Origin of the sequence: Marinomonas sp. CT5 (assembly GCF_018336975.1) — a bacterium.
Taxonomy (GTDB): Bacteria; Pseudomonadota; Gammaproteobacteria; order Pseudomonadales; family Marinomonadaceae; genus Marinomonas.
Genome location: NZ_CP025572.1, coordinates 3,134,475 through 3,160,386 on the forward strand (window position 1 = coordinate 3,134,475; position 25,912 = coordinate 3,160,386).

Here is a 25,912-nt window from a genome sequence, read left to right on the forward strand (position 1 = left end):
AGTCACCCGGGGACAAAACCATAAATAATAATGGTGGATCGGCTACGCCTTGGAATGCACCACTCTGCAAAACCATTTAGTTTTGGGTCTGGATTTACACCTGGCGAATAGGTTAATAGGTTCGTACTCGCGTCAAAGGTAACTCGATGCGGGTAATGTCTCATATAAGAGTCACCGTCTAACTGAATAACAGTGATAGCGACCGCGAGATTATCGGGAACAGATACGGTCATGCTGCCCGAACTGTCCGCTTCAACAGTTAAATCCAGCACCTTTTTTGTGATTCGAGTGCTTAGATTAAAGCCTTCTACGCCATCTTGCGTGTAAGTAGCAAAACCGTATTCAGCCATTTACAACACGTACCAAGTCGCTGGCCATTGTGTACTTGTCATTGTGTGCGCCAATATCACTTTTGATCCGCAAGCCATGGATACCTAGCGGCAAATCATCTACAAGGCTCTGATCAAACACTATGTTTATTTTCCCTTTCTCGCTCTGGGAAACTGTGACGCTTTCTTTCTCAATTGTGCTTTGTTTTACTCCTTCTTCGTCCATAATATCGATAGCAAATGAGAAGCTAGAGCCAGTAAAATCAAGCCTGTTTCCCGATTGATCATTGAACGTAAGAGGGAATTCTTTTCCCTCACCCTTGATCAAAGTTAAAATAACTTCCGCCATTATAGTTTCCCCATCTTTACTCGAAGTGTGCCGTTAGCGTCATAAACCTTTATGCCATTTCCATCTTGCTGAATTCGACCATCGTCAGTACTTGAATTGATTTCAAACTGACCATCTTTAGATAAACTCCAACCAGATGTTCGATATTGATAATTCGAAGACTGGGCACTTTTCACAGTCAATGATTCCGTATCAATACGCGCTGAATTGATTTTTCCTGCTGTTATCTTGTCTGCAGTAATGTCGGTTATCATGGCGTTAGTAACGACGAGGTTTACTATGCTAGCGGCATCCATCACCACCATGCGCTTAGTAGTGCCGTTTGGTTGAGGCACATCAGCAACAGAAAAATCTAGTTTATCGGCACCCGGCTTTGAAATGCTAAACTCGTCTACATCAAAGTGTGCAGAGGTTGTTTCTCCATCTGCATCTATGCCAAATCCTGATACCCGATATACGCCATCAGTTCCAACTTGAAATTTAATAGACCAGTTGGCTCGCAAGCCATCAACTCGTTTTCTTTCTTCAATTATCGCGGTGTTGTTATCTTCTGTGGTTGCTTCAAGTGTTGTTGTCTTTTCGGCTAATACACCAAGATCATCAGCGAATACCGTTTGAGTCTCTTTGATTAGTGCGGTGCTTTTATTGAATTTTGCAGTCACCTGATTTACTTGCTTATAGACAGACTGAAAATAATTTGTTTCTTGCTGAATAGACTTTAGATCATGAAGGCTGCTGGAAATATCGCTATCAATGAATGCACTTATTGTGTTGCCAAGGTCGGCATTTGCATTACTGCCAATTTCTTGTCGAAGCGCTTTAGATAGCTGACTAGACGTTATTTTTTCACTTAAACTTTCTAAGATTTTTTCGGGCGGTAAGTTAGTTTCGGATACAACTCCATTCACAGCGTTAAAGTCGCTTTTCTTTCCTGCGTGAGTGACAAAACGAATCCAATAGTAATATTTACTACCAGTGTCTACGGCATCTGCATAATAGCGGTATTCAGGTCTTACCCCTAAATCTACGGCTGTAGATAGGTTGTCTTCACTACTGCGCCATACTTCTGTATATGCGTGATAAGGGTAATTAGGCGCATTCCATGTTAAATAGATAGTTGCTGTCGTTGGGTGCGCTTCAAGGTTTTCAGGGTTTGGTGGGGCCGCTGTAACTAATTGATTGCCAGCCGGTGCAACCACTTTTGCATATTGCCCATTACCTCGTTTAGACAAAAGAAATTGCGCCACACCCGCTTCGGTTAGATCACGAATTTTTACCACTCGGTCTAACGGATCACCACGGTCACCCTGATCGATTTGCATTTGCTCACGAATGGCATTAAATAGCGTGTTAATACCTGCTAGCTGTCCAGTAAATCGGGCTGGCTCAATCTGTGGTCGCTTTGCATTAGCCATTCACTGACTCCATATCATTGCCAAGCATCACTTGTTTTACTGAATTTGTGCCTCTTAGTTCTACTTCAACAAATCGCGCCCTTGCGCCAGTTGAAAAGCGAAATGGTTGATCATCTTCATATGTAAAAGAGGCTACAACACCATCGTAAATAATAGAGATCTCCCCAGGGTAAGAGTCGGCCACCACTCTGCACACGCTGTAGGGCATTAAGTTAGGTAATTGAAATTGTCCTGACCGCCAAGTGTATGAGAGCGGCTCCCCGTTCTGAAACGCAACGATCTTGTTATCGACGATTAAATAGAGAATGCCTGTCTCTAAATCATTGAAACCGGACGTAGGGTGAATATCGATTTCTGTTAAGGCATTAGATTTCGCACTAACATCAAAGATATAACCGCCTTTCTTAGTCCCATTGTCATAAAAGAAAACGTATTTTTCATCATGGTAGTAAGCATGAATACTTTCAGGCTTCAGAGACTGCCACTGATCACGAGAAAATAACTCGTCACCAATTAGCTTAACTCCACTACTCGTTCCCTGTACAAGCCCATCAGGTGAGGCATAAATAGCCGCATTACCCACATCGACCAAACTGCGCTTACTGACACACGCTTGATTACTGTCCATTTGCTGCAGCAAGATAGAGCCAGGTGTCGTGCCCAACGCCAAATACGGTTTACCCGTCGTAGTAACCAACAAACCAGAACCAATAGCCGCAATACCAACAATTGGGTTTTCTGTTGTTAGTCGGTACATCTTCGGCCAAGCGTAAGGTAAGAATGGTTCTGAAAAGCAAAGCTGATTGTCATTAAAGCCAGCCAACACACCGTTTGGCATTACAGTTAGACCTACCATTTCATCGGGCGGTAAATCGTAGTCAATGGTTGTTAAGGCCTCACCTAGCTCTAAAGCCACTTTTGAATCAATATAAACAGGTGTCGATAATTCTATCTCATCCAGAAATTGCAATTCATTTGAAGCCGATGTGCCGCGATAAATACGTTTTCTCGTTACGTTGTAATTACCCTCTGCTGCTGTTGGCAAATTAGAAAGAGTACAGCCTTGCTCCCCGCCTAATGCTATGTTAGCAGGCAGAGATGGTGCCCCCTCGTAACCTTCAGCAGTCACAAACGTAACAACATAAACACGATCTTCTTTATCAAACTCAGTTTCAGGCTCTTCACCTGTTATATCGTTTATTGAAAATTGGCCTTCAGGTGCAGGAACACCGAGCGAAAAAGAAGCGCTAGGGTAAGGTGCGATAGCGGTAGCAATACTTGATGTCGTCCGTTTTGGCTTCACGCCATCCGTCCAATACATCTCACTACGCGCTGAACCAAATATCTGAGACGGCACCATATCAATATGCGCTGTAAATTCTAACCAATATGCTGTATTGCCCGGCTTATATCGTGCAATCGACTGAATATCAGTGCGACTTAGCTCAGACACAAACGCGCAGCTTTTCATGGCTTCAAGCTGGCCTGAAGACAACCTTACATTTTCCGCTTTTTGAGCAAGATCACTTCCAAGCTTGTGTGGTGCAACAATTGGCGCAATGCCAGAAAAATTCGATATTTTTAAAGTCATAATGCTCTACTGCAGACACAAAAAAACCGCTTTCGCGGCCATGTTCTTTCTTTACTAAAGCGCAACGCCAAATCGATCCAGCGCGCTTTGATCTATCACTTCTTCATACTGATAATCCGGTTCAATATAGCCATCGTCACCCTCTTTTAGCGCCTGATCGTAGCCGTCTGGATAAACTACTTTGTCTGTTCGCACTGTGATCGTAGCCATTGCTACAATCTGCTCTCGTGTCATTTGCGACACAGCCATATCCGCTGGTGTATTAACAATTTTAACTGCTCCGCGCATATATACTCTCCAATGATTTGATTAAATTTTTACTATCTGCCCATTTCGCATGACCCAACCACGACGCAAGAAACCGCCTCAGATCAAACTTTTTAACAATGACCATTTGCTCACTACTAATAACTGCATCACGATACTGCTATTCCATTTTCTAACTCGCTCTCGCTCGCTCAACAGGATTCAAAGTGGTCACTACGCCCGCGGGCCGCGAAGGCGCTGTGCGAGGTCGACGGCTCATTGGACCAGTGCGACGTACGCGGCCCTGGCTCAGGGTCGTCCCAGGCCGAGCCGACAATGGCGGCACCGATACCCTCCGATCCCGCCGTATATCTCTGGCCCTCGCCGTCTGTACCCGACATCCAGCTGTATCCGCTGGCGCCATTGCCTCTGTCCCAGCGCTCTAGTGCCCATTGCCACATGACTCCAGTCGCGCCGACGATGCCGAATTTACTCGTCGTATCGGCGTGATATTGAACAGTGCCCGGATCTGACCCCACTTTAGCGCCCGTCACAACTCCAAACGCGAGCTGCTCATGCTCATGCGTGGTCACTAAACGCTTTCCGTACGCAGCGAGCACGCGCGACGCGGTGTACTGACTAAAATCTGAGTATTGCACTACACCATCCCCACCCCAGTATTGAGGCTTTTTCGGCGGGCTCGCGCCATCCGCTATTTGCGCGCCGAACGCGCTAGTACCAAGCAGGTCTGGAGTTGTGTTTAAATAATAGATATCGACCCAGCCAACGCCCGGCACTCTAGCCATTCCGCGCGGATCGTTTGCGCCAGTCAGCCAGTTTCGCGCGTCAGGATAGTATCTGAGGTCATACAACGAGTACTCGTTTATCTCGCCATCCTGATAGTGAAACCCGCCCACACGGCGCGATGTTGATGCCGTGTAACCTTCTGGCACGGTGAAATTCGCAGAAACGACAAGCCCGTCCGGTGTAGCGTAAATCGCGTAATCGGTGCCGACAGTAACAGAAGACGGCAGCGCTAACGCCGAACCTTCGCTGAAAGAGTAGATGACGCCATTTACTTCGACGCTTAGATCTGTGTACGATTTCAACGTACCTGCATCGATCTGGAATGCTGGCTCAGACACAATGCGCTTGTTAAACAAGCCATCAATATGTATATCAAGAGAGGCGTTCAATAATGCAATTGCTTGATTAACTTTTTCATCAATTGCAGCAGTTTTGTTTGCCACCTCTGCAGTTAACGCTTGAGCAGCCTCAGTCTGTGCCACGCTTGCTTGTGTTGCTTCAGTTAGCACATTTGAGGCTTCTTGAAATACCGTTGAATCAGTCATAGTGTTAGCTCTCTAAGTTCCGTAGTCGTTCATCAAGCGTCATGTTCGTATGAGATTGCTGAACAAGTATTTTTTGGGTTTTAATAATTGCGACCATACTCGCGTAAGCGCCATTTCGCAGCGACGGAGATAGCTCTAAAATTTCCTGCCTTGTACTATCTATAAAAGTGGTGATTGTTTGCTGACCTGCTGCAATACTGTCGTTAACCGCCTGTTCAGCATTTTCTATGGCTGTATTAGTTCGTTGTTCCGATGCTGCTAAGCTGTCGTTAATAAGCTGTTCAGAATTAGCAACAGATGCATTAGCTTGGTTTATAGCTTCACCAAGCCTTGTATTTATCTCTTGTTCTGCTGCTGAAATTGCAGTGTTTGCTTGGGCTGTAATATCACCAATGATTTGATTGCTTTCTTGCTGGATGAGTAGCAGCGGTTTTATTTCAATTGGATCTTGGCTTTCATCGAACGGCTGATAAGTAACAGGCGAATCACCTTCAACAAACTGACGATATAAAGCAGTCAGCTGGTTAAGTTGATTTGAGCCAGATCGGAATATATCTACAGCTTCATTAAGGTTTGAGCCGGTTGGTTTGATAATAATGTCAACATCATTTGACGTTTCACCGGAATAAGCACGAACAAGATAAAGATAGCTAAACGGTTTACCTTGGCTGTCATACATGACGCTTGTGCCATAGGACACTTCCAGATTACCCACATCTCCCACTAACACTTCGTAGCCTTTGGGTATCTGGCTTGCTGGCACAGAACTTAACAGAGTTAATTGATTGCTATCTTTAACTGCGCTGCCTACGAATTTAGCCCAAGCCATAAATCACACCTCTTTCATCATCATGGCATCGGCTCGGAGCTTCATACCAAGCGCATTTCCATAGGTTTGGTAATGGCGCGCTGATCGCGCCATATTCGCAGCTGAGCCAAGGTCTTTGCTGTATGCTCGGTACAACATAAAATCAATGATTGCGTTCGAGTACGTGTCTTCCAATGGAATCGCTTTATCACTCGTTCCAGCTTCAAGCTCTTCATCTGTTAATTCAACATCAGCAGGACAGGTCGAATAAACGACCTCAACTTGATGGGGATCTTCAGTTGTTCCGGCTGGTCGCGGATAGAGATAGAAATGCTTTCTGTCTCTCTCGTCGTACACGTAGGATTCAATATTTATCGTAGGTGTGCTTTGGTGCCACATTGGATTCATGACATTCAGCATTTTTCGATCAATCTTTGCGATTATGCTTCCTTCTTTGTTACGGATGACTTCGATAAGTTGCAGTGCATCACCTGGCAATAACTGCTTACTAGACTCTGGAACACATTCGAAAAACTTATTAACCGTACTAGCGTCTGGTCGATGAAGAACAATGTCTTTAACAGCATCGTTAAAATCTTCAAGTAGCTCTTTTACCTCCCACACAACCCCAGTCTTATCATTACAAACACGTTGCACACGCTTAATGATGTCTATTACCTTTGTGGTTGCCATGATGACTCCTAAAAGCCAAACGGCTTAGATTGAACGGTTGTAGGGGTGGTGCTATCACCGATAAGAAAAGCCGCCTTTGCGTCAGCTTTTGCTTCAACAAATTTGTCTTGGTGATAGTCGACAAGAGTCAGTTGCGTCCAACTCTTATCAGTCATAGCAAACAAGCGAGCCTTTACACCATGGGCGATGCCTTCGATGTACTTCAAAAGCTCGTCTGGCAATTCGTTAGCACTTAGCGCTGGAGGCTCCGCAATTCTTGTCTCCCGACAAAACTCAATCGCTGTATGCATAAGCTGTCGATCAATGAAAATTGGAGGGCAATCATTCACGTCTGGCGCTATATCAATGCGGAACTCTGCCAGCGCAGCCATTAGATACTTACCTGTACATTAAAGCGTTTCACTTCTTCGGCCTTACGAGCAATCACCTTACCGTTGCTATCTTTCACTTCTTTATAAATAGTGTTAGATAGACTTTGTAGGTGACGCGCTACAAACTTAGGAACCATAACTTTTTCGCCACGTTTGATTCGCCATACCTTGCCGTTAATGGCAGGGGTCACATAATCAGGTTCGTTTTCGCCACCTTTAGCCACTTCAATTTCGACCTTTTCTTTTTGGTCGTTGGGCGTTGCTTTAAGCGACTCGTTAGCATCTTTTTCGCTCTCTTTACTTGCCTTGATTGCTTCCCAGATTTCTTCAACCATATCGTCTTTTGACATTTCTTCATCAAGCTCTAAGTTGAAGTCATCAGCACCGATTTGAATAAGCTCATCTTCAGTTAAAGATCCAAGAGCAGTTTTTGTATATTTTTTAGCGGACATATCATCACCTTTAAATAAGTAAAATGGAGAAACAAAAAAGGCCCACTAATTCAGTGGGCCTTTTTGGGGTTGCTTTATGGATTATTCGCTTGCTGAAACCTCAACGCGCGCCATCCATAAGTCGTTCAAAATTACGGTACCAGTGCGAGTCTTCCAACCCACAGAACCACGCTGACCTAATGGGTCACCGTTTGCTGGCTTAGGATTAACAACCATTGGTGTCACTGCATTTTTGCCTTTAAATGGCACTAATGCGTATGCGTTCGTACCAAAGAACATGATTGGGTAAACGTCAGCGTTTGTTCCAGTAGTTGACAACATATCAGAGCTTGTCGCACCCGCATCAGAAAAAGGATTAAACACTGGTGAGCAGATATAGCGCACTGATTCACACTTACCAATTTCACCTTCAAATGGAGACATACCAGAACCGTACTTTTCAACAGGCACAAAACCTTCCATATCTCGAATATCACTATCCAAGTCTGTATGGCAAATACCAACATAAGCAGGCGCGACAGGTGATGTGCCGTAATTTGGAGAAGCGGCAACTCGTTTGGTGATTTTCTTGGCTTTTTGCGCTTGCAAAAAGCGCGTTACCTTACGCTGTAAATCACGAGTCATTTTGGTTTTCACACCGTCTCGAGCCACTACTCCAGTGCCTGCATAAAACACTGTCGAGCCTGATTTCAGTTTTCCGTAACGCATCAGTTCAAGCATTTCTGCAGACTGCTCACCCAAAATATCTACTGATTCAGACAAGACAGGATCTTCGTGTGTATCTTGGATCACATCAGTCAATTCAATCCAATCGCCAACCTGTTCGGTTTGGATAGTAATGTCTGTTTTGGTTAACGTGTTGCCTGATGGTGTCACACCTTCGCTTAACACTTGAGGTGTTGGATCAAGCGCTTCATAACGTCGGAACGTCATAGATTGCGTGGAGTTTGCTGGTAATGGTTTTGTTTGGCCAAAAAGCTCCAAACACATGTAAGGGATTCCGCGCTCCAATAACTTTTTGGATACATGCGCAGCAGTACGTGGAGAAATATCACCGTATTTCATAATGGCTTCCTATTAATTGCTGTTAGCCTCTTCCCATGCACCATCGAAGTCATTTTTAGACACACGGCCTTTTGGTTTGGCTGTGCGTCGAGTTTTCACGACACTCGATGGTTGTTTGGTAGGGTCTGGCTTAGTGGATTCGGATTTGTGTTTTTTGAAGTCGTCGAGCATGGCGATAACCTGCTCTGGTGTGCCGTTTTGCTGAACATGAACGTAGTCTTTCGCTTTCTTGTAAGGCTGATCATCAATCCATGATTGAAAGTCTTCGCTGCCAGCAACTTCCAAAGCATCTGGGTGCGAAGCAGTAATTCTGCTAATGTGCGCCTCTTGTGCCTTTTGTTGTTGCTCGATCTGACTTTTCGATAGTTGCTCTCGAAGTGGTTGAATGTGCTTTTTCAGATAATCGGCAACTTCTGGAAACTCTTCTTCAAATTCGTCAGGGCCGTTGTCGGTATCCTGCTCGTCATCAGATTCATTACCTTCTGGTTGCTTGCCTTCCTTTTGCTTGCTCTCAAGCGCTTCACGCTCGCGTTTTAATCGAGCTTCATCAGCTCTAAGGCGACCTTCCCACGACTTTAGGCGCTGCGCGTCTTTGTCATCGGTTGGCTGCTCTGCTTCGTCATCCGTTGCTGTGGACTCGTCCTCGTCCTGATCGTCTGATTCATCCTCGTCGCTTTCTTTTTCCAATTCGTCCGTGCTGTCTTCGTCGGTGTCGTCGTCTTCGGCTTCTTGGTCAGAAGTATCGTCGTCAACGTCATCTTCAAAGTCATCGGTATCAGGTGCATCGTCATTCCACGCATCGTTGAATGCTTTTGCTTCTAGTTGGTCAGCGTTTAATTCAAGTTCATTTTTCGGCATTGCTATTTCTCCGGGCTAGTTTGGTAGTATCCAGATACAAAAAAACCCGCACATGGCGGGTTGTTTGCTGTCCTCTGGCGAGGGGCAAATTAGGTGTAACTTTGAGTCTGTAGCTCAAAGTTTTTTAAATCTTGTTCGAGTAAATCAATGGTTGAGCGAGTGTGAATGATGGCGCCATGGTATCGATCAACTTCTAATTGAGTTGCGCCAATACAATCCTCTTTCCACTTCTCTACCGATGCTTTCAATATATCGATAGTAAGGCGCTTGGCGTTATCAGACTCTTTAAGCTTTTTTAGTGCCTCATCAAAGTCATCATGCTGCGACATTGCTAACACCTACCTGCTTTTGTAGTTGCTGTAATTGTTGAATAAGCGCTTGGTTTTCTTGCTGTAGGGATTGAAGCTGGTCAGCCTCGTCTTTGGTGTACACAATATCTTCTGGTAGATCGAGCGATTTAGCTCGTTCAGAATTAAGCTTCTGACGGTTAATATAAGGGGCGTCCATTGGGTTTCCAGTTGATACCGCAAAATCGGTAAGCTGCTTGCTCTTGATTTCTTTCGCAACGAGAGAAACAGCGCCCAAAGCGGTGACATTCATATCACCTTTGATTTCGCGGTTTGAATTGAACTGCATGTTCCAGTTATACAAAGCTGTAATTGCTGGCTGAGTGATACCCATATCAAAGTTAAGAGCCACGTCTTTCACCGTGATTCCTGCCGCACCCATGAGCATGGATAGACCACTGGCCGTATCGCCTGCGCCACCAATATTCGCATCGTTGCCCCCCATATAACTCGGCATAGTACTAGCCTCATCGCCTAACTCTTTTGCAAGCTGGGCCAAGCTAAGAAGCTGCTGCGTGTTATTCGGTATTGTGTGTGCGGTAAGTGCTTTTCTGTTGTCACCAGAATTCCCAGTCTTGAACCAGACACGGTTCGGAAATATTGCAGTTGGGTTAGGGTTTTTAGCCAGGTCAAGTACCGTCAAATCAATCTCGTACTGCGCACCTGTTGAGATGGCAGCATTATCAATGCTCATACGAATGGCAGCATTAAACATGCTTTGAGTGTCGGCAAGGATAGCAGGAAGGCCAACACCAAAAATTCCCGTCTCATCTTTTTCAAAGTAATAGAAGTTATAAGGGCGAGTTCCATGTGCAGTTGGGTTTAGCTCGGCTTTGATGACCGTATTGCCTAGCACCCACACATTAGCTTCGAACTCATCGTCTATTTCATCTTCGCCAATACCCTCAACCCCCATATCAACGAGGTCTTGGCCGTCGACATAGCCCCAGAATTCAAGCACTTCATACTGTTTATTATCGATTGCTGATACAGAGTCTTTGTTTCCGTTGATGGAGCGTAATTCTTGCTCATGCTGCTTAGTCTGGCTCTTGTCACCGTTACGATTCGCGGCAATGTAGTTCTTGATTTTCTTCTTATCGAAGTCACCACGTCGGGCAAGCTGGCGAAGGTCTGAGGCTAGCATGGTGTGACGCTGAATAACGTACTCGCAGTCTTCTAGCGTCATGGCATTCATATCTGGGTAAATATCCCAAATTGGCACGAACTCAAAGTACGGTTTCATTTCTTCATGCTCAACAAGCGTGACACCATCAGCCGTCTCAATCCAACGCTTTTTCAAGCGAGTCTCAAATAGTGGTCCTTTCAAAACACCAGTACCAAAGACATTACCGCTATGAATAACGTCTTTGCAGATTTCGCGGTATTTCAGCTCGCTTAACTGATCGTCAATCTCTTCAGACATTCGTTCGACGCGATCCTCTGCCGCTTCTTGAATAACGTCTTCTATCTGTTCTGGCGTCGGTGGCTGTGGTGGTAAATCGCTTTGTGATGCATTTTGAGCAAACCATTCGTTAATGACTTGCTCGCGTAATGTTGGATCGATATCAGGAACGGGGGTTGCTTCAAGTCTGTAGTTCTTCTGGCTACCCGCTGGAAACTGAATATCCATCAAACGAGAATCCATGGCTTTTACTTTTGAGCGAGTTAAGCGAATGAATGTCTTACTACGGCCTGCTGCGATATTCGCAACAACTTCATCGTCGTAAACACCTTTGTATTGGCGCAAATCTTTAAGCCATTGATCTTCATAATCACGACGCTCACGCTCAGCGGTCGCAAACAAACCGCGCACTTTGGTACCAAGATTGTCGCTTAGCTCTTCCGACACTTCTGGGCTTTCAAAATCTGTTGGATTGCTCATTAATAACCTGCTGTGTTATCTGCTGATGCGTGATAAGCATCGTGAATAATGTGATCTGGGATGTGTATTTTCGGCATACGCTTAACCATTTCTTTACTGATGGCGTAGCTCATGACTCGGTCGTCATACTTGCCAGACTGTGCGCCATAGCTGCCGTTCTCATGGATAACGTAGCTTTGACATTCATCAACTGTGTCTTTGTTTCGTATTCCGCTTGTGCCATCGCGTAGTTCGGACGCAAGGTTGTCGATAATGAGCGGTTTCGTTTTACTCGTTGTTAGCCAACCGATACGATTCATGCTCTTTTCACCGCCTTGGCGTTGAACATCTTCTTCAATATGAAGGTTCGGATAGCCTTTCTTCTGCAGCGCGGTAAGCGTGGTTAAACCATGGTTGTTTCGCTCAACACCCAAGTAGGCGTTGTTGTAGCGCTTACCGAGGTAATAAAGCAGTTCACCGTATCGATCTGGATCAATGTGGCCACGCCAATGTGCGACTTGCTCTCCCTGTTCATTGAGAATATCGGCGCTTGAGAAATCGCCAGTTTCAAGCCCTTCGGCAACATCGGCACCAATTGCGTAAAGCTTTCCTGCTTCGGCTCGCTCCCAAATCGTGAACTCACCCTCTGCATTGAGTGACATACGCCCCGTTTCGGGTGTGACTCGATATCGAGCAAGCGGTACCTTGCAGTCAGAAAAAGCGGCTTCAGTGTGATTCGGGTCAAATACTGGACGACCTGAGAACAAGAAGGCTTCTTTGATGTAGCACGGATACTCTTGCTTGAATTTGTCGCGACTTTTTAACTCGTAGACTTTGTTGCGACGCCACATTAATTGATCGTTTGTCAGTGTATGGCTGTACTTAGGTCCATCGGGATGGTTTCGGCAAAGCTTAACTAAATGGTCTTCTTCTTCGGTTCGCTGAAAATCTTTCGGTGCTGTTGCTCTGTACTCTGGTTGCCAGTACCAAGGAACGAATATCAACTCATACTCACCATTACCGGCTAACGCATCTTGAACGTATTCGTAAAAGATACCGCCTGCACCGTTGGCCGTGGATTCAAGAACGACTTCACTGCCTGGCACATCGGGTAATGTCTGCAAAATACCCGCAAGAATAGCATCGGCATTAGGCCAGAAAGCGACCTCGGAACCGTGGAACAGCTGAGAAGTAAAACCACGACCTGTTTCTTTGTTACCTGCTGTTGCCAATTCAAAGCCAGAATCCAACTTAGGAAAGTTCATTCCCTGTGCTGAGTCTTTGCCAGCTTTCGGTTTAATAAGAGGATTACAGTGCTTGAAAAAACGCTTAGTCATTTCAAACAGTTTGCCGGTTGTCTTAGCTTCGTGAGAAAGAATGAAAGCCGAAAAGCCTTTGGTTTCCGTCACGATCTTATAAAAGCGCCCACCAACATAAGTTGAACCGCCCTGCTGACGGCCTTTAAGCAAAACCTTACGCACTTTACCGATGCGCTTTAGCTGGTCTTCAATTTCATTATGAATATGTTCTTGAGCTGCATTAAATTCAAATGGCTCAATTCCACCTGCCTTTGTTTTGATCTTTAGGCATCGCTTGGCAAATATTGGCAATGTAGCTCTAAGGGCTTTAATTAGCCGTCTTCTTTCGGCTCTATCCATCTAAAGCCCCTCGGATATCGCCTCTAAATCATCCTCGTAGCTGCTGTCTTGCTGGTCGTCTAGGTTGTATGCTTGGCGCTCTAGTTTGATTAAACGTTCTAACGACTGCGTTGCCGAGTTCAAGCATTTGCCGATGTATTCAAGCGGAATATCTATTTCAATGGGATCGCCATTTGGTGCCAGCACCTTTAGCTTTCCTTTGTCTAGCTGCTCTCTCAACTTAGAGCCGTAGATTCTTACAATGCCCTGATACTCAGCTGTTCTTGTGCGATGGCTGGTGATCACATCAACAGCGGCATTGCTTGCCTCTTCAACGATCTCTTCATCAGTGAGCTTTGTATTTGGCTCGCGTTCTTTGGCTTTAGGAGTGGTTTCAGCCACGGCTTTTGTGAGCTTGGCCTTTGTCGCCTGCTTAACCTTCCCGCTTAAATCCTTCTGCCAGCCGAACTTTAACGCCCACTTACGAATAGAAGCTTCCGAGCAGCCGTGCTTTGTAGAAATCGCACGGTTACTCAATAAATCGGCACGGTAATCCGCTTCGATTGCTTCTAGATCGTACTTAGCCATTTTTATTTAATGCCTTCTTGTTAAACCCCATAAGAAAACGCCCCAGATACCGAAGTAACTGAGGCGCAGACTTATGAACTTTCATTCGTTTAAGTTGGTCTGTATTTCTTTGCCGACTCGTAAGTCTGATTAGCTTTCTTCAAGCCCTTGCTTTGTAACTGATTAACGAAGTCTTCCACCGTTTCTGTTAACAAACTGTTAGTAGATAACGAGGCCAACCGGTGCAAGCCAGCAACAACAATTCGCGTTGTAGCTCGCTCAATCACAACCTTCCATTCGATCTTCATAACCAGCGCCAAAAGCGCTTCTTTCACTAGATTGGCGAAGATTCCCGCCACTCCAGCCCCTGAGAACATTCCTAAGATGACATTTACAATTGCACTAATCATTTCACCTCCTTATTAATAAGTGATAGACAGTAATGCGCGGTTTCAATCACACGACGAGTCCAACCAAGGCCGTATGTATTCCAGCTTTTCAGTGCTGCGTAATACATTTGGCGCTCTGCCATAAATCGTGCGATTAAATAGGGTTGGCTTGCTTGTTGGGCTTTCTTCATTGTGATGGGGCCAATGATGCCGTCATCTTTTACGCCCAAGGCTCGCTGCAATAACAATTTGGCTTGGTGGTTTCCGACATTCACAGCGGTATCAAATAGAGCAGTTGCGATGGCACTAGGCAACTCGTCGCAACCGCACTTATCCCAATACTCACGCTTATAAATGTTTCCTGCATCTTCAAGTGTTAATAACTCAATAGCTTTATCCCCAAGCCCGTCACCGTTTGTATCAGCTAGCCCGTCAACCTCTCCGTCTCTGCGGTCAGAGATACCAAACTTTGTTTTACCACCTGGGTCGCGCGGATCATTCACAAAGCCAGCTTCATGGATAATCACTAGCTCAAACGCTTTCTTAAAATCCTGTGATAGCTGGCTCATAGATACTTAACCCCCACAGTTATGACACATGAAACAACAGCAGCAATAATGGTCGCTGCGACAGTCACCACTTTCCAGCCGCCAGAGATATAACCTTTCTGAGTTAATGAAACAGTCTCAACTAATCGCAAACGTGATTCGTGGTCATCAACCTGCTTACCAATTCGCTTTAATCCGTCATCTTGTCGCAAATGACGCTCTTCTGATCGAGCAACAACCACTGTTAATTCAGACACAGACTTCGCCATATTAGTCACCGCTGCTCGCAGTTCCGAGTGCTGGGTACTAGATACCTTGCGCTGTTCCTGCAGCTCTCGTAAAAGAAGCTCATTACCAGTCGTCATATAAATTCCAGAAATAAAAAAGCCGCCTCACGCTAAAAACGTGGGCGGCAATGGAGCTGACTTATGCCAGTCAGATTCGAAATTAGGGGCCAGAAACGCAAAAACCCCGCCGAAGCGAGGTTTTTACAGAGTTTTGGACTATGGAAAAAAGGTTAGTTTTTTATTATCACGGTGTCAAGCATCGAAATTAAATATTAAAGACCTACTCTAAAACAGGCTCGTTACCAATAAGCCTTAAGTCACAATCCTTGTAGAACGAAACCCACTCATCTGGGTATAACTCATCACCAACGGCGCTCATATCATCCTTATATTTATAATCAATAACTTCAACAGAATAAGTTTTAACAATTTTGCTATCCAGTTCAATAACATTATAGACATAAAACTTTATGTTTTCGTCTCTGCTCGAATCATAAACATTGCCTTTAATCGGTTTAAGCTCCATAGCCTCTTCACTAGGCTGTAGGGGAAGTGGCTCATCATCTTCACTGCTAAAAAAATCAATAGTCGGAATATTAAAGGATTTCATCTGATTACGAACTTTATTAACTGTTTGAGCCTTGGTGATACTTTGCTTTTTCTTTAGCTCTTGCTGTTTTTTACGCTTTTGGTCTTTTGTTAACTTAGCCATGATGCTCCTTATCTTTACTCAGTACTGAAAGCTGATCCTGCAGCCGCTCTATCTGCTCGGCCACTTCATGCTGCTTGTCTTCGGGGATTTCTGAGATATCTTGAAATGAAATGCGCTCTAGATCCTTGAGCAATTGCTTTAGTTGTTCCATGCGTTCCTCCTTGAACATACATTTTGAATTATCAGTTTAGCCGCACAGCGTGATAAAGTTCAAGGCTTACTAAAAACATGATTACCAAGGACAGGATAAAGCATTGAAACAGTCGCAAACAAAAGAACTAACAAATCAACTAAGCGCGGCATTTAGCGCTCTTATTCAGCACCTATGGATTAAATACAGACCAAGTAAGAACTCTCTGATTAGTTCGTTTTGGTATCTAATATTTCTTATTGCAAATGGTTCAATCATAGCTGGATTGCTCTTTCTTTTTATTAGATCTGATCCGGATATGGCAAAGCTAATTATCAGCACTCAACAAGATTCAAGTACTTCTAGCTTTTGGGGTATTGTCTCGGCTATTGGCTCTCTTCTTGCCGGACTAGGCACTGTTGGCTTGCTGGCCTTTGGTTGGGTTAAAGGTAGTGAGTGGATCAGGAAACTTAAGGCTTCAAAACGGCTTGATATCATTGTTTTAGAGCTTAATAACCTTTGTTTAACTTCTGAGGCTGTAGCTACATTTATAGGACAAGAGCTTGGTGAGCAAATAAGACACGATTTTGATTCAATTGAAGAAAAAAATCGCCTTTCACAAGAGTCTTTACCAAAAAATCAAATCACAAAAGAAATAATTACATTAACAAATAAGGTTTGGCCTCACATGTCTACCCTTTTAGCTGTTTATAGCTCCAGTAATGAATATGTAGTTGAGTTTACTCAGATAGTAAAAGCTCAAGGAGAGCTAATAAATGAATCAAAATCCATTTTAAAAAAAACTGAATACTCAAACGACGACGTAATTAGTAATGTAATAAATATTCAGCAACAAGCTAAATCGCTGGTTAGCCTAGCCAGATCCCTTCAGTTCTTAATAATTAACAATGAATTTTCAAAAGAATAATACGCAGTGCGCACCTGCGTACTGCGTACAGGAAGTGCGTACTTATTCAAATCCATTGATTCTTAATCAAAGCCAGCTTCTCTAGCGACTCTCTCGCCCATTGATTCAATACACCTGTCATTTGATCAAACACATCTTGCCAGCCGTCACGCTTCCAGTTCGCTGCTGCCACACCAACACGCCAGCTTAGATACTCATTTGTATAGAGTGGTTTCGAGTGTGTCACTGGCTTTCTATCTTCGCCGGCCGTGAATAGATAGGATTGATCTTGGTGAGCGAATGACTTCAAAGCAAGACTTGCAAGAACTGAATGTTTTTCTGTTGCTTCAGCACCTGTCTTTGTTTGCCACTCTTTTACTAAATACAGAATAGCGATTGATAGATTTTTATCTGAATCGGTTGCTAGCTGCATATCCCGAATACAGCCGCGAATGTGTTTAACGATGTGGCCCCATTGCGCTCTTACCTTATCTTTGGGCATTACCATAGCACCGGCTAACGTGATGTCGATGTTCTGCGGCTTACGGCCTTTATCGCGCTCAAACTCATGTTTAAGTACTTGTAGAACAACGATACTCACGCGACTTGTGTAATAGCTATATTCCTGTGGAAACTTCTCTTTTACTTCCTGAGCGAGCGCGTTGGCAATCTCGTTATGATGTTTATATGTTGGCAAAGAGTCTTCGACTTTAGGCGCCCAGCAATACATGCCGAATGCTTGTAAGTGTGCGGGAAGTTTCGCTATCTCTGACTGTACGCGCCCCGCTTTTGCCATGTGCATGACTCGTGAGGAATTATCTGCTGGTCCTCTTGTTTGAGTTTCGTTCATAACGGGTTTCTGTCTTAATAAGTTCGCATTAGATCGATTGATTTCTAATAGCTGATCGTTTGCGCTGCGTGAATAGAATGCGTCGTGCCACATTTGACGGGCTGATAAATACTGCATGTTAGGCCTCCAATATTTCTGTAATTGTTACGACTGTCGAGGCCGCTTTACGTGTTGATTTGTGTTGTCTAATAACGGGGCATTCAATGATACATTTGGGATTGTCGTCCTCGATGACGCCAAGGCCAAGCGGGTTTGTTTTGGTACAGACGACTAACGTATCAAATAAAGGTTTAAGCCCTCCCATTACGCCATCCCAGTCACCTAATGCCGGTGAATAGCGGTCTATCTCGATCTTGCACTGCTTAAAGGGACTTAGGCGCTTGTAACCTTCACTTTCTAGCGCGGCACGTACGCTCCAACAAAGAGCCTTGTGGTATTCTTTTCTATCCCAACGATTCATGCGTAGTAACACATTCAGCAGAATCGACGGCTCAGGCAGAGTAAAAGTAACTTCACGACCGTATTTCATTTGCTCCCCTTAACCACGATAAGACCAGCTTGAATTAAGTGGTTTTGCGTTCGTTCAAGGGCATCAAGAATGTATAAGGCTTGAGTCCCTGCATCGAGCACAGTAGTTCGACCATCTATCGCATCGTGACACCCTGAGCATGCATACACAGCAAAACTATCGTCGCATTTCATAGACATACCTATGTTTTTGCCAACGTGGGCCAATACAGTCGTTTCAGGATTGAAATTGCAATGACCAGGTATGCGTAATGCGCAATCTTGGCCGCGTGCACTTTTGCGTATTGCATCGGATCGTATTTTCAACTCAACAACCTCACTATATTCATGTCGCAATATTCCACGTTCAGGGTCGATCTGTAAAAAAGCCTTACCATTTGACATAAGATCAGCGGCGATTTGATCGAATAACTTATTTTGATCGAATAACTTATCCAGACTCACGCAACTAGCCCCATTTGCTCGTAATACTTCATCACTGGATCACTCCAACGCACTCCACGTTCTGAACCGAATGCATAAATTAACTCGAATAATTCTGAAAACTCGGTTTTGTTCATCGTGCTTGTGTGTGTTGCGAGAACCACAAAGCCGCCATCAATGCCCGGTACCGCTTTTTGCTTTTTCAGTGCAGCGGTAAAAACGTGTTTCCAATCTTCTTGGCTTAGCTTCTCGCCATACCATTCCAACTGAGTAGACACGTCCGTTAGCGTTGCCCACAATCTCGCATTCTGGCCGTTATTGCGTTTCTTGCGTCCAAGCTTGAGGATGACGGGGCCTTTGGCTTCATTAGCCTTGATACCCTTACAAACTAATTCCCAAGCCTGTATCATCTTGGTTCTGAGATCGTCTTCCCCTTTAATCTCAATCGTTATATCTGACTTTGCTGCTTTCATCTTCTCACCGTAGGGCTCATGCAGTGGATGTAATAACCTTTACAGTTTCTATCTTTGATATTGCGCATCGGAGGCTCTAAAAATATTTTCAAATCAGCCCCAAATAGCATCCCTGAATTCTCTATTTCATCCAAAACTCCATGGTATGGATTTCGCGCCCAAAAAAGATCGTCATAAAATTTTTGTGAAAGAAAAATAATTAGTTTGCACCCTCGGTTGTGCTTTCTGGCCTCTACAAAGTCTCTTCGTAAATCATCTAGCAAACCTAGCGAGAGCTGCTTCAATCTTTCAGTTCGTAATAGGTGTTCGTTATGGCTTTCAATTGGTGCGCATTTAGCCAACTCATCAACCTCTTGCTTGCTAAGCCCTTTGAAAATACTGGGGAATACTTGAGTCGTTTTCTTTTCTGTCATATAACTTCACCTGCAATTAAAATCGTAATGTCCGTGGTTTTCAGGACACTACGCCCCTTGCCCTGAGTCCCTATTTTAGTAACAGCGTCCGCCGCTTGAGTTTGAACATTCATCATAAGAACCTCCTCGCTTCACAGCGATGATTGATTAACACAACTTTAAAATTGACCGCCTATACTGCCCAAGGCTTTGGTGCGATGCTGCAATGGAATCACTTGAAACAAACGCTCTTATCACATCTAGTTTGGCAGGCTGATAAACAACATTACCTACCAAATCATCGATAGATATCTCAAAAAAATTACTTAACCCCACCAAAAGACTTAACGATGGATTATTGGCACTTCCCTTTTCGAGTTCATAAACATGCGTCTTTGACACACCAACCGCATCAGCAACAATCTGTAAAGACACTTTTTTAGCTTTTCTCAGCTCAGTTAAACGATCGGATAAAGACATACCCACCTCAATAAAAGCTCGTATCATGAATATCGTTGATTGCATCGCTCACCGCCTGCCGACCGTTTGGGCTGTGCTGAGGTGCTTGAGTAATCGCTAGTTGCTGTTGAACCGGTGGCGCATTGTCGATCAAGTGCTTGCGCACCCATTCCGTGTTCAAGCTCTTCCAATCTCGTTTGATGACAATATTAATAACGTCATTGGGGGAAATACCTAACCCCTTAGAACAAGACAGCACTTCGTCAAAAAACATGGCATGTGATCTGTGGGTATGCGCTGCGCGTTTCGCTTGTCGGTGCTCAATCGCATCGATGATGGACTGCTCTGGGATGACGTCGTGATACTGGATAATCAAAACTGAAAGAACAGAACCCTTAGCCAGTTTCTTTGGTTTACTTTCTTTTATTGGTTCTTTGACTGGTTCTAAAGAGTGACTGGTTCTGGGGTCAGCTCCTGACCGGGTCACGGGGTCAAATCCTGACCGTGTTAGGTCATCATCTGACTGGGTCAAATCCTGACCGTGTTCTAATTTGACCGTGTTAAGACTGTAGTCCACTTCATCTGGCTTGGCTTTTACCTTACCTTTGGAGATAGTAAGAATGTACAGATTGCTAGATTTCCCATCGTTTCTGGCTTCCATCTTTAGGAAACCAAGATCTATTAGGGCCTTTATATGGCTCTTAACTGTACTGCGGCCTATCTCGCATTGGTCAGCAATGTATTGGTAAGAAGGCCAGCACTCACCACTATCATTGGCATTGTCTGCAAGCTTCAATAAAACAAGCTTGCGAAGAGGGTTACCCACCTTCGCAGACATTGCCTGAACCATTAGTTCCATACTCATTGACGAACGCTCTTTTCACTAATACGTGCAGGGTTTAATTTGAAACAAACGTCTCTGATGTTTTTCTCGATCTTGATATACCCCGCTTGCTCAAGGTCTTGAATACACTGGAAAGTCTTTCCAAGATTTAGGCAGCACTGCTTGGCAATATCACCAATGGCCGTGTGGCACGTATCATTTTCGTCGGCCTCATGGGCCATCTGAGCCAACATAAGCTTGTATTTTGGGTTATCAAATTGAGTGCTCATAACAGTTTGAAGAAGTTGCATACTCATAACACCACCGCCTTAGTCACTTGCTGACGATCTAATTTTTTACACGCCCAAAAATGCGCTTTGAATGCCAACGAACATGGCGCCACAAACATAAAAACACCCGCTATTGAGCGGGTTGACTTGAAAAACATCTGTTTAATTTGCATACTAAATTCCTTAGAAATACGGTTTTATTTGCATGCAAAGCCGAAAGAAGCCCAGACCACGAATCTGGGCTTTTTTATTGGCTTCACTTTACTTCCCTAATGCCTCCAGTCCCTCTAATGAAGAATGACAGGTTCTTTTTTACCCATTAATGCTTGGCAGTCTTCAAGCAGATCGAGCAAGAATCTCGGATCGCGAAAAGCTTCTTCCAAGCCATCTTGGATAAGTAGCTCCATGGCTTCCGTTGGTGTTTGATCCGTTGAACTTGCGAACGAATCCAACACCTCCGCAAACTCTTCGCTTACTTGCACTAACAAGAGCTGTGTTTCATTGCTCAAAATATCCCCCTTACGTCCCTTCTAGCTGACGTGGATAGACGTTAAGATCTCGTTCAAATCACTGGGACGTAAGCGTTGAATTTGTCTTTCTGCTAAAGCTCGAAGCACAACATTCTTGGGAACAGGTTCGCCCCCATTAAGTCGTGTTAGCTCGGCTGTAAGCTGCAAGATTTGTCCATGCACTTCCTCAGTGAATCGAGGGCGATAATCATGTACGTGTTGCTGATTTAACGGTTTTGGTGCTGGCATAAGTAGCTCCTGTTTTGGGTTAAGCCGCCTCTGTGGGCGTTTCTTTTTTGAAAATATCTGGGCGCAACTCTTCGCGAGTCACTTCACCATTCGTTTCTCTTTCAATGGTGTTACACATAACTGCACCGGCTGGCTTGCCCCAGGCGATTTGTTTGAGGTAACCAACCGTAGTCTTGGATTTTTTGGCTAACGCCTTTCTCTCTTCTTGGTTGAGAGCTTTAAAATAGTCTACGAATAACATAATAAATTAGCCTTTGGATGCTCAGTTACCTTTTAGGTTATCATTAAAAAACCTTTTGGGGAATTTATCAATAAGATTATCAATGCTTAAATTCAATTATCTAAAAGGTAATAGAGGTTTGAATGACCACCATCAAAGACGTTAGGCGTCAAAACATGCAGACCTTGGCGGAGCGATTCCCTAGCAGAGCTCAATTTTCAGAGCACATTGGAAAAAGCCCAAGCCAGATAAATCAGATCATTGGCAAAACACCACTTAAAGAAGTGGGCCACAAGGTGGCGCGAGAAGTAGAAGAAGTCTTTGGCCTGCCTGAAGGATGGATGGACACAGACCATTCAGTATCTGCGATAAACGAAACCCCCCCTCAATATGACCTTGGACACGTTGACGTATATGAAAGCGATGAGCCGCTTCACCCTAGCGAAATAGAAGTACCATTTTTTACGGAAGTGGAATTATCAGCAGGAAACGGATTTAACAACGTGTCAGAAATAGCAACACACCAGATGAGATTTAACCTCTCAACGCTTTCAAACGCTGGGGTTGCGCCCTCAAAAGCGGCTTGCTGCAAAGTAAGCGGGGACAGCATGGAACCAGTGCTACCAGATGGTTCCACCGTTGGGATAGACACCAATGATACAGGCATAAAAGACGGTAAAATGTACGCAATCAATCATGGCGGAATGCTGCGCGTAAAATTTCTTTATCGCATGCCATTCAATGGTTTGCGCATTAGATCTGCAAATCCAGATTACCAAGACGAAGAAGTAAGCGGGGAAACTGCTAGAGACATACGGATAATTGGGCGGGTCTTCTGGTACTCAGTTGTTTTATAAGAAAAATATATTGTAATTTGCATAGGGAGTGTAAAGACATGAGATTATTTTTAGTCGTATTATCGAGCCTGCTTGTTGCCTCTTGCGGAAGCACTGGCGTTATTAAGATGGATTCTGATAAATACATGGTATCAGTAAAAAGCGCTAAAGTAGGCTTTGTTTCAGCCGCAGAAGAAAAAGCCGACGCCTATCAAGAAGCTAACGAATTTTGTGCTAAACAAAATAAATCAGTAGAGACAAGTAATTTAGAAATGCGCGACTCAGGTCTTATGCAATCGGCTAGTGCAACTCTAGAATTTAAATGCGTTGATCCGCTATAAGTCAAAACAACACAAACACATCACCATAAAAAGCCGCCCACAAGGCGGTTTTTTTTCGCCTGCAACTTAATGATTTTTAAACACTTCTAAAAAAACACCAAAATAATAACCTTTTAGGTATTGACCAATAGTTACCTTTTTTGTAACTATTACCTCATCGAAGCGGCGAACCGCTCCAGCAAAGACCACCGAGTTGCCACGGCAGGCGATAAACCATAGGTGCGAGCTGTGACCGAATCTCTCTGAGTTAGGGATAGGTGTGATGGGCATGTTTAACCATGTTTTTTTCTGAGTACGCATTCCATGAGTGCGCAGCCAGAAAAACCACAGGAGGACAATATGAGCGAAAACAAACCTGTTGCGGTACTGAGTCGCAGAGAAGTCGAGAAGCGCACTACGCTAGCTCGCACAACAATTTATCGCAAAATCAAAGCAAACACTTTCCCCAAACAAATCCAAGTAAGCGATAACCGTGTTGGATGGCCTGAAAGTGAGATCGACCGCTATTTAGCCAACCCAATGGGCTATAGAACACCAGAAGCAACCGCTTAGGAGGTAATCAATGGCATCTGCTGACGCATTATTTTTCATTGGCTTCGCAGTAGGCCTTTGCTTTCTCTTCATCTTCGCTTGGCTGTTCATGATTGTTGGTATGGCCGCAATAGCGATTCACCGCAAACAAAACGTACGAGAAGCGATTCAACCACTTCTTGATGAATTTTAACCTTTACCCCCTTTAGGGACGGATGGACTCGATGAACACAGCAGCACAACAAAACCCGTTTGACCTTTTCGGTGATGCTCACACGCAAACCGAATTGCAGTTATCTCAAGCGCAACCCGAAACGCCTGATTTCGATGATTTTGAAACGCTTTATCTCGAACCTAAGCGTTCAAATATTCAAGGCATTGCTCCTGGCATTTACTACGACCTAAGCAACCGCGACTACCACCGCGATCAAAGCATATCCAAAAGCGGATTGGACTGGATCGACGAAAACCCAAGCCAATTAATTTGGTCACAGAATGCACCAAGGGATAAAGACAAAGAAGCAGCCTTAGACTTTGGTACCGCGATTCACACCCTCCTACTTGAACCCGACAACTTTGATACGCAGTTTGTGATTGGTCCCGACCATGCGCGCAGGTCAAACGCAGAAAAAGAGGCTTGGGCAAAGTTTGAAGCAGAAAACACTGACCGCAATATCATTACGCCTGACGACCTCAGAAAACTCAAGATCATGCGTGAGTCTGTGTTCGCCCACCCCGTTGCACGAATGATTTTCGAAGCGGACGGCTACAACGAAGCGTCGATCTTCTGGCAAGACAAAGAAACCGAGGAAATGTGCCGGATTCGACCAGATAGAGCAATCAACTTCAATGGTCGCCCTATTATCGTCGATGTGAAGAAAGTCGAAGGCCTAGACCGCTTTGAAAAGCACGTTGAAGAGTTTCGCTACTACGTGCAAGACGCTATGTACACAGATGGCTATGAGCGGCACTTTGGCGTAAAGCCTGAGTTCTGGTTTCTCTGCGTTAGCTCGTCAGTTAGTGCAGGAAAATACGAGGTAGAAGTAGTTCAGCTCCCTGATTACTGGAAAGAAGCAGGCTACGAGAAGTACCGCGAAAACTTAGAAACCTACACCCATTGCCGACGCAACGACGATTGGCTACATGTAAGAGAACTAGAGCGCCCACGTTGGGCGAAGTGAGTAAGTTATGAATAATGGAATATATCAAGATCAAAACCGCTACCCCCAAAACACAGCACAGCAAAACCACTCCAACCCCTTCAACCAAGCACCACCCCAACCCCAAAACGAAAGTGCCAACACTGGTTCGATTGCAATTGAACAGCAACGCGCTATCGCTGAAGCTCGCAGCCAAATCCAGCTAGCAAAAATGTTCCCTCGCTCAAACAGCGAAGCATTAAGCGAATTGATTGAAGCCTGCAAAAACTGGGATTTCGCGAAGTCTGCTTTCTACTCGGTGCCTAACCGCGGTAGTGGCCCCTCTATTCGTTTCGCTGAAGAAGTGGCTCGATGTTACGGAAATTTTGAATACGGACACCGCGAGCTGTCACGTAGCAAAGGGAAATCAGAAATTGAGGTCTACGCATGGGACAAGGAGAAAAACAACTACAGCAAGCGGCAAATCACTGTTGAGCATGTTCGCGACACTAGGAACGGTCCTAAGCCACTACGCGACCAAGCGGACATTGATAATCGTATTGCTAATGTCGCCAGCAAACAGATGCGCGGTCGCATCCTAGCTATCGTTCCAAAAACACTGATTGAAACTGGAATAGCCGAATGTCGAAAAACCCTGACGGGCAACAACACTCAGTCAATCAGCTCAAAAATAAGCCAAATGGTTGTTGAGTTTGCCGAATTTGGTGTGCGGCCTGATCAGATAACCAATTACATAGGCCACAGCGTTGACGAATGCAGCGTTGAAGATCTAACCGACCTTTTTGGCGTATTTAATGCCATCAAAGAAGGCGCCAGAGTTAACGAGTACTTTGGCGGTAAAGAAGAAAGCCAACCCAAAAGCACAAGCCTTAAAAGCAGCTTGAAAGCCAATTAAAAAACATCAGGAGCAACCA

General features: G+C 44.6%; 40 protein-coding genes. 7 read left to right on the forward strand and 33 right to left on the reverse strand.

Annotation, left to right across the window (positions count from 1 at the left end; genetic code table 11):
- Positions 1 to 2 precede the first annotated feature (2 nt).
- From C0J08_RS14915 to C0J08_RS15015, 21 genes are all read right to left on the reverse strand, one after another.
- The gene (locus C0J08_RS14915; protein WP_212652723.1) at positions 3 to 350 is read right to left on the reverse strand and encodes a hypothetical protein; all 348 of its coding nucleotides are present in this window, start codon (positions 348 to 350) and stop codon (positions 3 to 5) included.
- Positions 343 to 678, reverse strand: a complete 336-nt coding sequence (locus tag C0J08_RS14920; RefSeq protein WP_212652724.1) for a hypothetical protein — start codon at positions 676 to 678, stop codon at positions 343 to 345. Before C0J08_RS14920 ends, C0J08_RS14915 begins: the two co-directional genes overlap by 8 nt.
- Positions 678 to 2,093, reverse strand: a complete 1,416-nt coding sequence (locus C0J08_RS14925; RefSeq protein ID WP_212652725.1) for a phage tail tip fiber protein — start codon at positions 2,091 to 2,093, stop codon at positions 678 to 680. The genes C0J08_RS14920 and C0J08_RS14925 overlap by 1 nt, the downstream gene beginning before the upstream one ends.
- The gene (locus tag C0J08_RS14930) at positions 2,086 to 3,684 is read right to left on the reverse strand and encodes a hypothetical protein (protein WP_212652726.1); all 1,599 of its coding nucleotides are present in this window, start codon (positions 3,682 to 3,684) and stop codon (positions 2,086 to 2,088) included. The genes C0J08_RS14925 and C0J08_RS14930 overlap by 8 nt, the downstream gene beginning before the upstream one ends.
- 54 nt (positions 3,685 to 3,738) lie before the next feature.
- The gene (locus C0J08_RS14935) at positions 3,739 to 3,972 is read right to left on the reverse strand and encodes a hypothetical protein (RefSeq protein ID WP_212652727.1); all 234 of its coding nucleotides are present in this window, start codon (positions 3,970 to 3,972) and stop codon (positions 3,739 to 3,741) included.
- 170 nt (positions 3,973 to 4,142) lie between these two features.
- A complete protein-coding gene (locus C0J08_RS14940) occupies positions 4,143 to 5,282 on the reverse strand; it encodes a phage major tropism determinant (protein ID WP_212652728.1) in 1,140 nt (379 codons plus the stop codon).
- Positions 5,283 to 5,286: 4 nt separating this feature from the next.
- Entirely contained in the window at positions 5,287 to 6,111 is an 825-nt protein-coding gene (locus tag C0J08_RS14945; protein WP_212652729.1) for a hypothetical protein, read from the reverse strand.
- Between the two features lie 3 nt (positions 6,112 to 6,114).
- Positions 6,115 to 6,783: a phage adaptor protein gene (locus C0J08_RS14950; protein ID WP_212652730.1), complete on the reverse strand. Its 669-nt coding sequence runs from the start codon at positions 6,781 to 6,783 to the stop codon at positions 6,115 to 6,117.
- Between the two features lie 8 nt (positions 6,784 to 6,791).
- Positions 6,792 to 7,154, reverse strand: a complete 363-nt coding sequence (locus tag C0J08_RS14955) for a hypothetical protein (protein ID WP_212652731.1) — start codon at positions 7,152 to 7,154, stop codon at positions 6,792 to 6,794.
- The gene (locus C0J08_RS14960) at positions 7,154 to 7,606 is read right to left on the reverse strand and encodes a hypothetical protein (RefSeq protein WP_212652732.1); all 453 of its coding nucleotides are present in this window, start codon (positions 7,604 to 7,606) and stop codon (positions 7,154 to 7,156) included. The genes C0J08_RS14955 and C0J08_RS14960 overlap by 1 nt, the downstream gene beginning before the upstream one ends.
- 81 nt (positions 7,607 to 7,687) lie before the next feature.
- On the reverse strand, positions 7,688 to 8,671 hold the full coding sequence (locus tag C0J08_RS14965) for a N4-gp56 family major capsid protein (RefSeq protein WP_212652733.1): 984 nt from the start codon (positions 8,669 to 8,671) through the stop codon (positions 7,688 to 7,690).
- A 12-nt stretch (positions 8,672 to 8,683) separates the two neighbouring features.
- Positions 8,684 to 9,529, reverse strand: coding sequence for a hypothetical protein (locus C0J08_RS14970; protein WP_212652734.1), 846 nt, complete (start codon positions 9,527 to 9,529; stop codon positions 8,684 to 8,686).
- An 89-nt stretch (positions 9,530 to 9,618) separates the two neighbouring features.
- Complete coding sequence (locus C0J08_RS14975) at positions 9,619 to 9,858, reverse strand: hypothetical protein (RefSeq protein ID WP_212652735.1); 240 nt, start codon at positions 9,856 to 9,858, stop codon at positions 9,619 to 9,621.
- Entirely contained in the window at positions 9,845 to 11,758 is a 1,914-nt protein-coding gene (locus C0J08_RS14980; protein ID WP_212652736.1) for a portal protein, read from the reverse strand. Before C0J08_RS14980 ends, C0J08_RS14975 begins: the two co-directional genes overlap by 14 nt.
- Positions 11,758 to 13,395 carry a terminase large subunit gene (locus C0J08_RS14985; RefSeq protein WP_212652737.1) on the reverse strand — a complete coding sequence of 546 codons (1,638 nt, stop codon included), beginning with the start codon at positions 13,393 to 13,395 and terminating at the stop codon, positions 11,758 to 11,760. The genes C0J08_RS14980 and C0J08_RS14985 overlap by 1 nt, the downstream gene beginning before the upstream one ends.
- On the reverse strand, positions 13,396 to 13,962 hold the full coding sequence (locus C0J08_RS14990; RefSeq protein WP_212652738.1) for a hypothetical protein: 567 nt from the start codon (positions 13,960 to 13,962) through the stop codon (positions 13,396 to 13,398).
- Positions 13,963 to 14,051: 89 nt separating this feature from the next.
- Complete coding sequence (locus C0J08_RS14995; RefSeq protein ID WP_212652739.1) at positions 14,052 to 14,351, reverse strand: hypothetical protein; 300 nt, start codon at positions 14,349 to 14,351, stop codon at positions 14,052 to 14,054.
- Positions 14,348 to 14,899, reverse strand: a complete 552-nt coding sequence (locus C0J08_RS15000) for a glycoside hydrolase family 108 protein (protein ID WP_212652740.1) — start codon at positions 14,897 to 14,899, stop codon at positions 14,348 to 14,350. Before C0J08_RS15000 ends, C0J08_RS14995 begins: the two co-directional genes overlap by 4 nt.
- Positions 14,896 to 15,243 carry a hypothetical protein gene (locus C0J08_RS15005; RefSeq protein WP_212652741.1) on the reverse strand — a complete coding sequence of 116 codons (348 nt, stop codon included), beginning with the start codon at positions 15,241 to 15,243 and terminating at the stop codon, positions 14,896 to 14,898. The genes C0J08_RS15000 and C0J08_RS15005 overlap by 4 nt, the downstream gene beginning before the upstream one ends.
- Before the next feature lie 202 nt (positions 15,244 to 15,445).
- A complete protein-coding gene (locus tag C0J08_RS15010; RefSeq protein ID WP_212652742.1) occupies positions 15,446 to 15,877 on the reverse strand; it encodes a DUF8087 domain-containing protein in 432 nt (143 codons plus the stop codon).
- Entirely contained in the window at positions 15,870 to 16,028 is a 159-nt protein-coding gene (locus tag C0J08_RS15015; protein ID WP_212652743.1) for a hypothetical protein, read from the reverse strand. Before C0J08_RS15015 ends, C0J08_RS15010 begins: the two co-directional genes overlap by 8 nt.
- Before the next feature lie 103 nt (positions 16,029 to 16,131).
- Here C0J08_RS15015 and C0J08_RS15020 point away from each other — a divergent pair, with 103 nt between their 5' ends.
- Positions 16,132 to 16,935 carry a hypothetical protein gene (locus C0J08_RS15020; RefSeq protein WP_212652744.1) on the forward strand — a complete coding sequence of 268 codons (804 nt, stop codon included), beginning with the start codon at positions 16,132 to 16,134 and terminating at the stop codon, positions 16,933 to 16,935.
- A 46-nt stretch (positions 16,936 to 16,981) separates the two neighbouring features.
- On the opposite strand, the gene C0J08_RS15025 is transcribed toward C0J08_RS15020, so the two are convergent.
- From C0J08_RS15025 to C0J08_RS15080, 12 genes are all read right to left on the reverse strand, one after another.
- Positions 16,982 to 17,881 carry a hypothetical protein gene (locus tag C0J08_RS15025; RefSeq protein WP_212652745.1) on the reverse strand — a complete coding sequence of 300 codons (900 nt, stop codon included), beginning with the start codon at positions 17,879 to 17,881 and terminating at the stop codon, positions 16,982 to 16,984.
- 1 nt (position 17,882) lies between these two features.
- Positions 17,883 to 18,293, reverse strand: a complete 411-nt coding sequence (locus C0J08_RS15030) for a hypothetical protein (RefSeq protein ID WP_212652746.1) — start codon at positions 18,291 to 18,293, stop codon at positions 17,883 to 17,885.
- Positions 18,290 to 18,736 carry a DUF1364 domain-containing protein gene (locus C0J08_RS15035; protein WP_249344319.1) on the reverse strand — a complete coding sequence of 149 codons (447 nt, stop codon included), beginning with the start codon at positions 18,734 to 18,736 and terminating at the stop codon, positions 18,290 to 18,292. The genes C0J08_RS15030 and C0J08_RS15035 overlap by 4 nt, the downstream gene beginning before the upstream one ends.
- A complete protein-coding gene (locus tag C0J08_RS15040; RefSeq protein ID WP_212652747.1) occupies positions 18,733 to 19,188 on the reverse strand; it encodes a recombination protein NinB in 456 nt (151 codons plus the stop codon). The genes C0J08_RS15035 and C0J08_RS15040 overlap by 4 nt, the downstream gene beginning before the upstream one ends.
- Positions 19,185 to 19,601, reverse strand: coding sequence for a hypothetical protein (locus C0J08_RS15045; protein WP_212652748.1), 417 nt, complete (start codon positions 19,599 to 19,601; stop codon positions 19,185 to 19,187). Before C0J08_RS15045 ends, C0J08_RS15040 begins: the two co-directional genes overlap by 4 nt.
- A gap of 147 nt (positions 19,602 to 19,748) precedes the next feature.
- Positions 19,749 to 20,105 carry a helix-turn-helix domain-containing protein gene (locus tag C0J08_RS15050; protein ID WP_249344322.1) on the reverse strand — a complete coding sequence of 119 codons (357 nt, stop codon included), beginning with the start codon at positions 20,103 to 20,105 and terminating at the stop codon, positions 19,749 to 19,751.
- Complete coding sequence (locus C0J08_RS15055) at positions 20,068 to 20,904, reverse strand: helix-turn-helix domain-containing protein (RefSeq protein ID WP_212652750.1); 837 nt, start codon at positions 20,902 to 20,904, stop codon at positions 20,068 to 20,070. The genes C0J08_RS15050 and C0J08_RS15055 overlap by 38 nt, the downstream gene beginning before the upstream one ends.
- Positions 20,901 to 21,179, reverse strand: a complete 279-nt coding sequence (locus C0J08_RS15060) for a hypothetical protein (protein WP_212652751.1) — start codon at positions 21,177 to 21,179, stop codon at positions 20,901 to 20,903. Before C0J08_RS15060 ends, C0J08_RS15055 begins: the two co-directional genes overlap by 4 nt.
- A complete protein-coding gene (locus C0J08_RS15065) occupies positions 21,176 to 21,325 on the reverse strand; it encodes a hypothetical protein (RefSeq protein ID WP_212652752.1) in 150 nt (49 codons plus the stop codon). The genes C0J08_RS15060 and C0J08_RS15065 overlap by 4 nt, the downstream gene beginning before the upstream one ends.
- Positions 21,326 to 21,439: 114 nt before the next feature.
- Entirely contained in the window at positions 21,440 to 21,661 is a 222-nt protein-coding gene (locus tag C0J08_RS15070; RefSeq protein WP_212652753.1) for a hypothetical protein, read from the reverse strand.
- 21 nt (positions 21,662 to 21,682) lie between these two features.
- The gene (locus C0J08_RS15075; RefSeq protein WP_072840940.1) at positions 21,683 to 21,910 is read right to left on the reverse strand and encodes a hypothetical protein; all 228 of its coding nucleotides are present in this window, start codon (positions 21,908 to 21,910) and stop codon (positions 21,683 to 21,685) included.
- A gap of 19 nt (positions 21,911 to 21,929) precedes the next feature.
- Positions 21,930 to 22,151: a transcriptional regulator gene (locus C0J08_RS15080; protein WP_212652754.1), complete on the reverse strand. Its 222-nt coding sequence runs from the start codon at positions 22,149 to 22,151 to the stop codon at positions 21,930 to 21,932.
- A gap of 122 nt (positions 22,152 to 22,273) precedes the next feature.
- On the opposite strand from C0J08_RS15080, the gene C0J08_RS15085 reads away from it, so the two are divergent.
- From C0J08_RS15085 to C0J08_RS15110, 6 genes are all read left to right on the forward strand, one after another.
- A complete protein-coding gene (locus C0J08_RS15085; protein WP_212652755.1) occupies positions 22,274 to 22,987 on the forward strand; it encodes a S24 family peptidase in 714 nt (237 codons plus the stop codon).
- A gap of 38 nt (positions 22,988 to 23,025) precedes the next feature.
- Positions 23,026 to 23,307 (forward strand): hypothetical protein, encoded by a 282-nt coding sequence (locus C0J08_RS15090; protein ID WP_212652756.1) that lies wholly within the window; start codon positions 23,026 to 23,028, stop codon positions 23,305 to 23,307.
- Positions 23,308 to 23,646: 339 nt separating this feature from the next.
- Entirely contained in the window at positions 23,647 to 23,859 is a 213-nt protein-coding gene (locus C0J08_RS15095) for a helix-turn-helix transcriptional regulator (RefSeq protein ID WP_212652757.1), read from the forward strand.
- Between the two features lie 10 nt (positions 23,860 to 23,869).
- Positions 23,870 to 24,031 (forward strand): hypothetical protein, encoded by a 162-nt coding sequence (locus C0J08_RS15100; protein WP_212652758.1) that lies wholly within the window; start codon positions 23,870 to 23,872, stop codon positions 24,029 to 24,031.
- Between the two features lie 31 nt (positions 24,032 to 24,062).
- A complete protein-coding gene (locus C0J08_RS15105) occupies positions 24,063 to 25,019 on the forward strand; it encodes a PD-(D/E)XK nuclease-like domain-containing protein (RefSeq protein WP_212652759.1) in 957 nt (318 codons plus the stop codon).
- A 7-nt stretch (positions 25,020 to 25,026) separates the two neighbouring features.
- Positions 25,027 to 25,893, forward strand: coding sequence for a hypothetical protein (locus tag C0J08_RS15110; protein WP_212652760.1), 867 nt, complete (start codon positions 25,027 to 25,029; stop codon positions 25,891 to 25,893).
- Positions 25,894 to 25,912: the final 19 nt, after the last annotated feature.

Coding starts and splice junctions, on each gene's coding strand:
- C0J08_RS15055 (WP_212652750.1), bottom strand. CDS start 20,904: ATGAGTATGGAACTAATGGTTCAGGCAATGTCTGCGAAGGTGGGTAAC.
- C0J08_RS14945 (WP_212652729.1), bottom strand. CDS start 6,111: ATGGCTTGGGCTAAATTCGTAGGCAGCGCAGTTAAAGATAGCAATCAA.
- C0J08_RS14980 (WP_212652736.1), bottom strand. CDS start 11,758: ATGAGCAATCCAACAGATTTTGAAAGCCCAGAAGTGTCGGAAGAGCTA.
- C0J08_RS14925 (WP_212652725.1), bottom strand. CDS start 2,093: ATGGCTAATGCAAAGCGACCACAGATTGAGCCAGCCCGATTTACTGGA.
- C0J08_RS14960 (WP_212652732.1), bottom strand. CDS start 7,606: ATGTCCGCTAAAAAATATACAAAAACTGCTCTTGGATCTTTAACTGAA.
- C0J08_RS15080 (WP_212652754.1), bottom strand. CDS start 22,151: ATGTTATTCGTAGACTATTTTAAAGCTCTCAACCAAGAAGAGAGAAAG.
- C0J08_RS14995 (WP_212652739.1), bottom strand. CDS start 14,351: ATGATTAGTGCAATTGTAAATGTCATCTTAGGAATGTTCTCAGGGGCT.
- C0J08_RS15030 (WP_212652746.1), bottom strand. CDS start 18,293: ATGAAATACGGTCGTGAAGTTACTTTTACTCTGCCTGAGCCGTCGATT.
- C0J08_RS15050 (WP_249344322.1), bottom strand. CDS start 20,105: ATGCAATCAACGATATTCATGATACGAGCTTTTATTGAGGTGGGTATG.
- C0J08_RS15090 (WP_212652756.1), top strand. CDS start 23,026: ATGAGATTATTTTTAGTCGTATTATCGAGCCTGCTTGTTGCCTCTTGC.
- C0J08_RS15010 (WP_212652742.1), bottom strand. CDS start 15,877: ATGGCTAAGTTAACAAAAGACCAAAAGCGTAAAAAACAGCAAGAGCTA.
- C0J08_RS14940 (WP_212652728.1), bottom strand. CDS start 5,282: ATGACTGATTCAACGGTATTTCAAGAAGCCTCAAATGTGCTAACTGAA.
- C0J08_RS15005 (WP_212652741.1), bottom strand. CDS start 15,243: ATGACGACTGGTAATGAGCTTCTTTTACGAGAGCTGCAGGAACAGCGC.
- C0J08_RS14975 (WP_212652735.1), bottom strand. CDS start 9,858: ATGTCGCAGCATGATGACTTTGATGAGGCACTAAAAAAGCTTAAAGAG.
- C0J08_RS14970 (WP_212652734.1), bottom strand. CDS start 9,529: ATGCCGAAAAATGAACTTGAATTAAACGCTGACCAACTAGAAGCAAAA.
- C0J08_RS15110 (WP_212652760.1), top strand. CDS start 25,027: ATGAATAATGGAATATATCAAGATCAAAACCGCTACCCCCAAAACACA.
- C0J08_RS15100 (WP_212652758.1), top strand. CDS start 23,870: ATGGCATCTGCTGACGCATTATTTTTCATTGGCTTCGCAGTAGGCCTT.
- C0J08_RS15105 (WP_212652759.1), top strand. CDS start 24,063: ATGAACACAGCAGCACAACAAAACCCGTTTGACCTTTTCGGTGATGCT.
- C0J08_RS15060 (WP_212652751.1), bottom strand. CDS start 21,179: ATGAGTATGCAACTTCTTCAAACTGTTATGAGCACTCAATTTGATAAC.
- C0J08_RS15000 (WP_212652740.1), bottom strand. CDS start 14,899: ATGAGCCAGCTATCACAGGATTTTAAGAAAGCGTTTGAGCTAGTGATT.
- C0J08_RS15085 (WP_212652755.1), top strand. CDS start 22,274: ATGACCACCATCAAAGACGTTAGGCGTCAAAACATGCAGACCTTGGCG.
- C0J08_RS15015 (WP_212652743.1), bottom strand. CDS start 16,028: ATGGAACAACTAAAGCAATTGCTCAAGGATCTAGAGCGCATTTCATTT.
- C0J08_RS14930 (WP_212652726.1), bottom strand. CDS start 3,684: ATGACTTTAAAAATATCGAATTTTTCTGGCATTGCGCCAATTGTTGCA.
- C0J08_RS15095 (WP_212652757.1), top strand. CDS start 23,647: ATGAGCGAAAACAAACCTGTTGCGGTACTGAGTCGCAGAGAAGTCGAG.
- C0J08_RS14915 (WP_212652723.1), bottom strand. CDS start 350: ATGGCTGAATACGGTTTTGCTACTTACACGCAAGATGGCGTAGAAGGC.
- C0J08_RS14920 (WP_212652724.1), bottom strand. CDS start 678: ATGGCGGAAGTTATTTTAACTTTGATCAAGGGTGAGGGAAAAGAATTC.
- C0J08_RS14965 (WP_212652733.1), bottom strand. CDS start 8,671: ATGAAATACGGTGATATTTCTCCACGTACTGCTGCGCATGTATCCAAA.
- C0J08_RS15025 (WP_212652745.1), bottom strand. CDS start 17,881: ATGCAGTATTTATCAGCCCGTCAAATGTGGCACGACGCATTCTATTCA.
- C0J08_RS14935 (WP_212652727.1), bottom strand. CDS start 3,972: ATGCGCGGAGCAGTTAAAATTGTTAATACACCAGCGGATATGGCTGTG.
- C0J08_RS14950 (WP_212652730.1), bottom strand. CDS start 6,783: ATGGCAACCACAAAGGTAATAGACATCATTAAGCGTGTGCAACGTGTT.
- C0J08_RS15045 (WP_212652748.1), bottom strand. CDS start 19,601: ATGACAGAAAAGAAAACGACTCAAGTATTCCCCAGTATTTTCAAAGGG.
- C0J08_RS14990 (WP_212652738.1), bottom strand. CDS start 13,962: ATGGCTAAGTACGATCTAGAAGCAATCGAAGCGGATTACCGTGCCGAT.
- C0J08_RS14985 (WP_212652737.1), bottom strand. CDS start 13,395: ATGGATAGAGCCGAAAGAAGACGGCTAATTAAAGCCCTTAGAGCTACA.
- C0J08_RS15040 (WP_212652747.1), bottom strand. CDS start 19,188: ATGAAAGCAGCAAAGTCAGATATAACGATTGAGATTAAAGGGGAAGAC.
- C0J08_RS15075 (WP_072840940.1), bottom strand. CDS start 21,910: ATGCCAGCACCAAAACCGTTAAATCAGCAACACGTACATGATTATCGC.
- C0J08_RS15065 (WP_212652752.1), bottom strand. CDS start 21,325: ATGCAAATTAAACAGATGTTTTTCAAGTCAACCCGCTCAATAGCGGGT.
- C0J08_RS14955 (WP_212652731.1), bottom strand. CDS start 7,154: ATGGCTGCGCTGGCAGAGTTCCGCATTGATATAGCGCCAGACGTGAAT.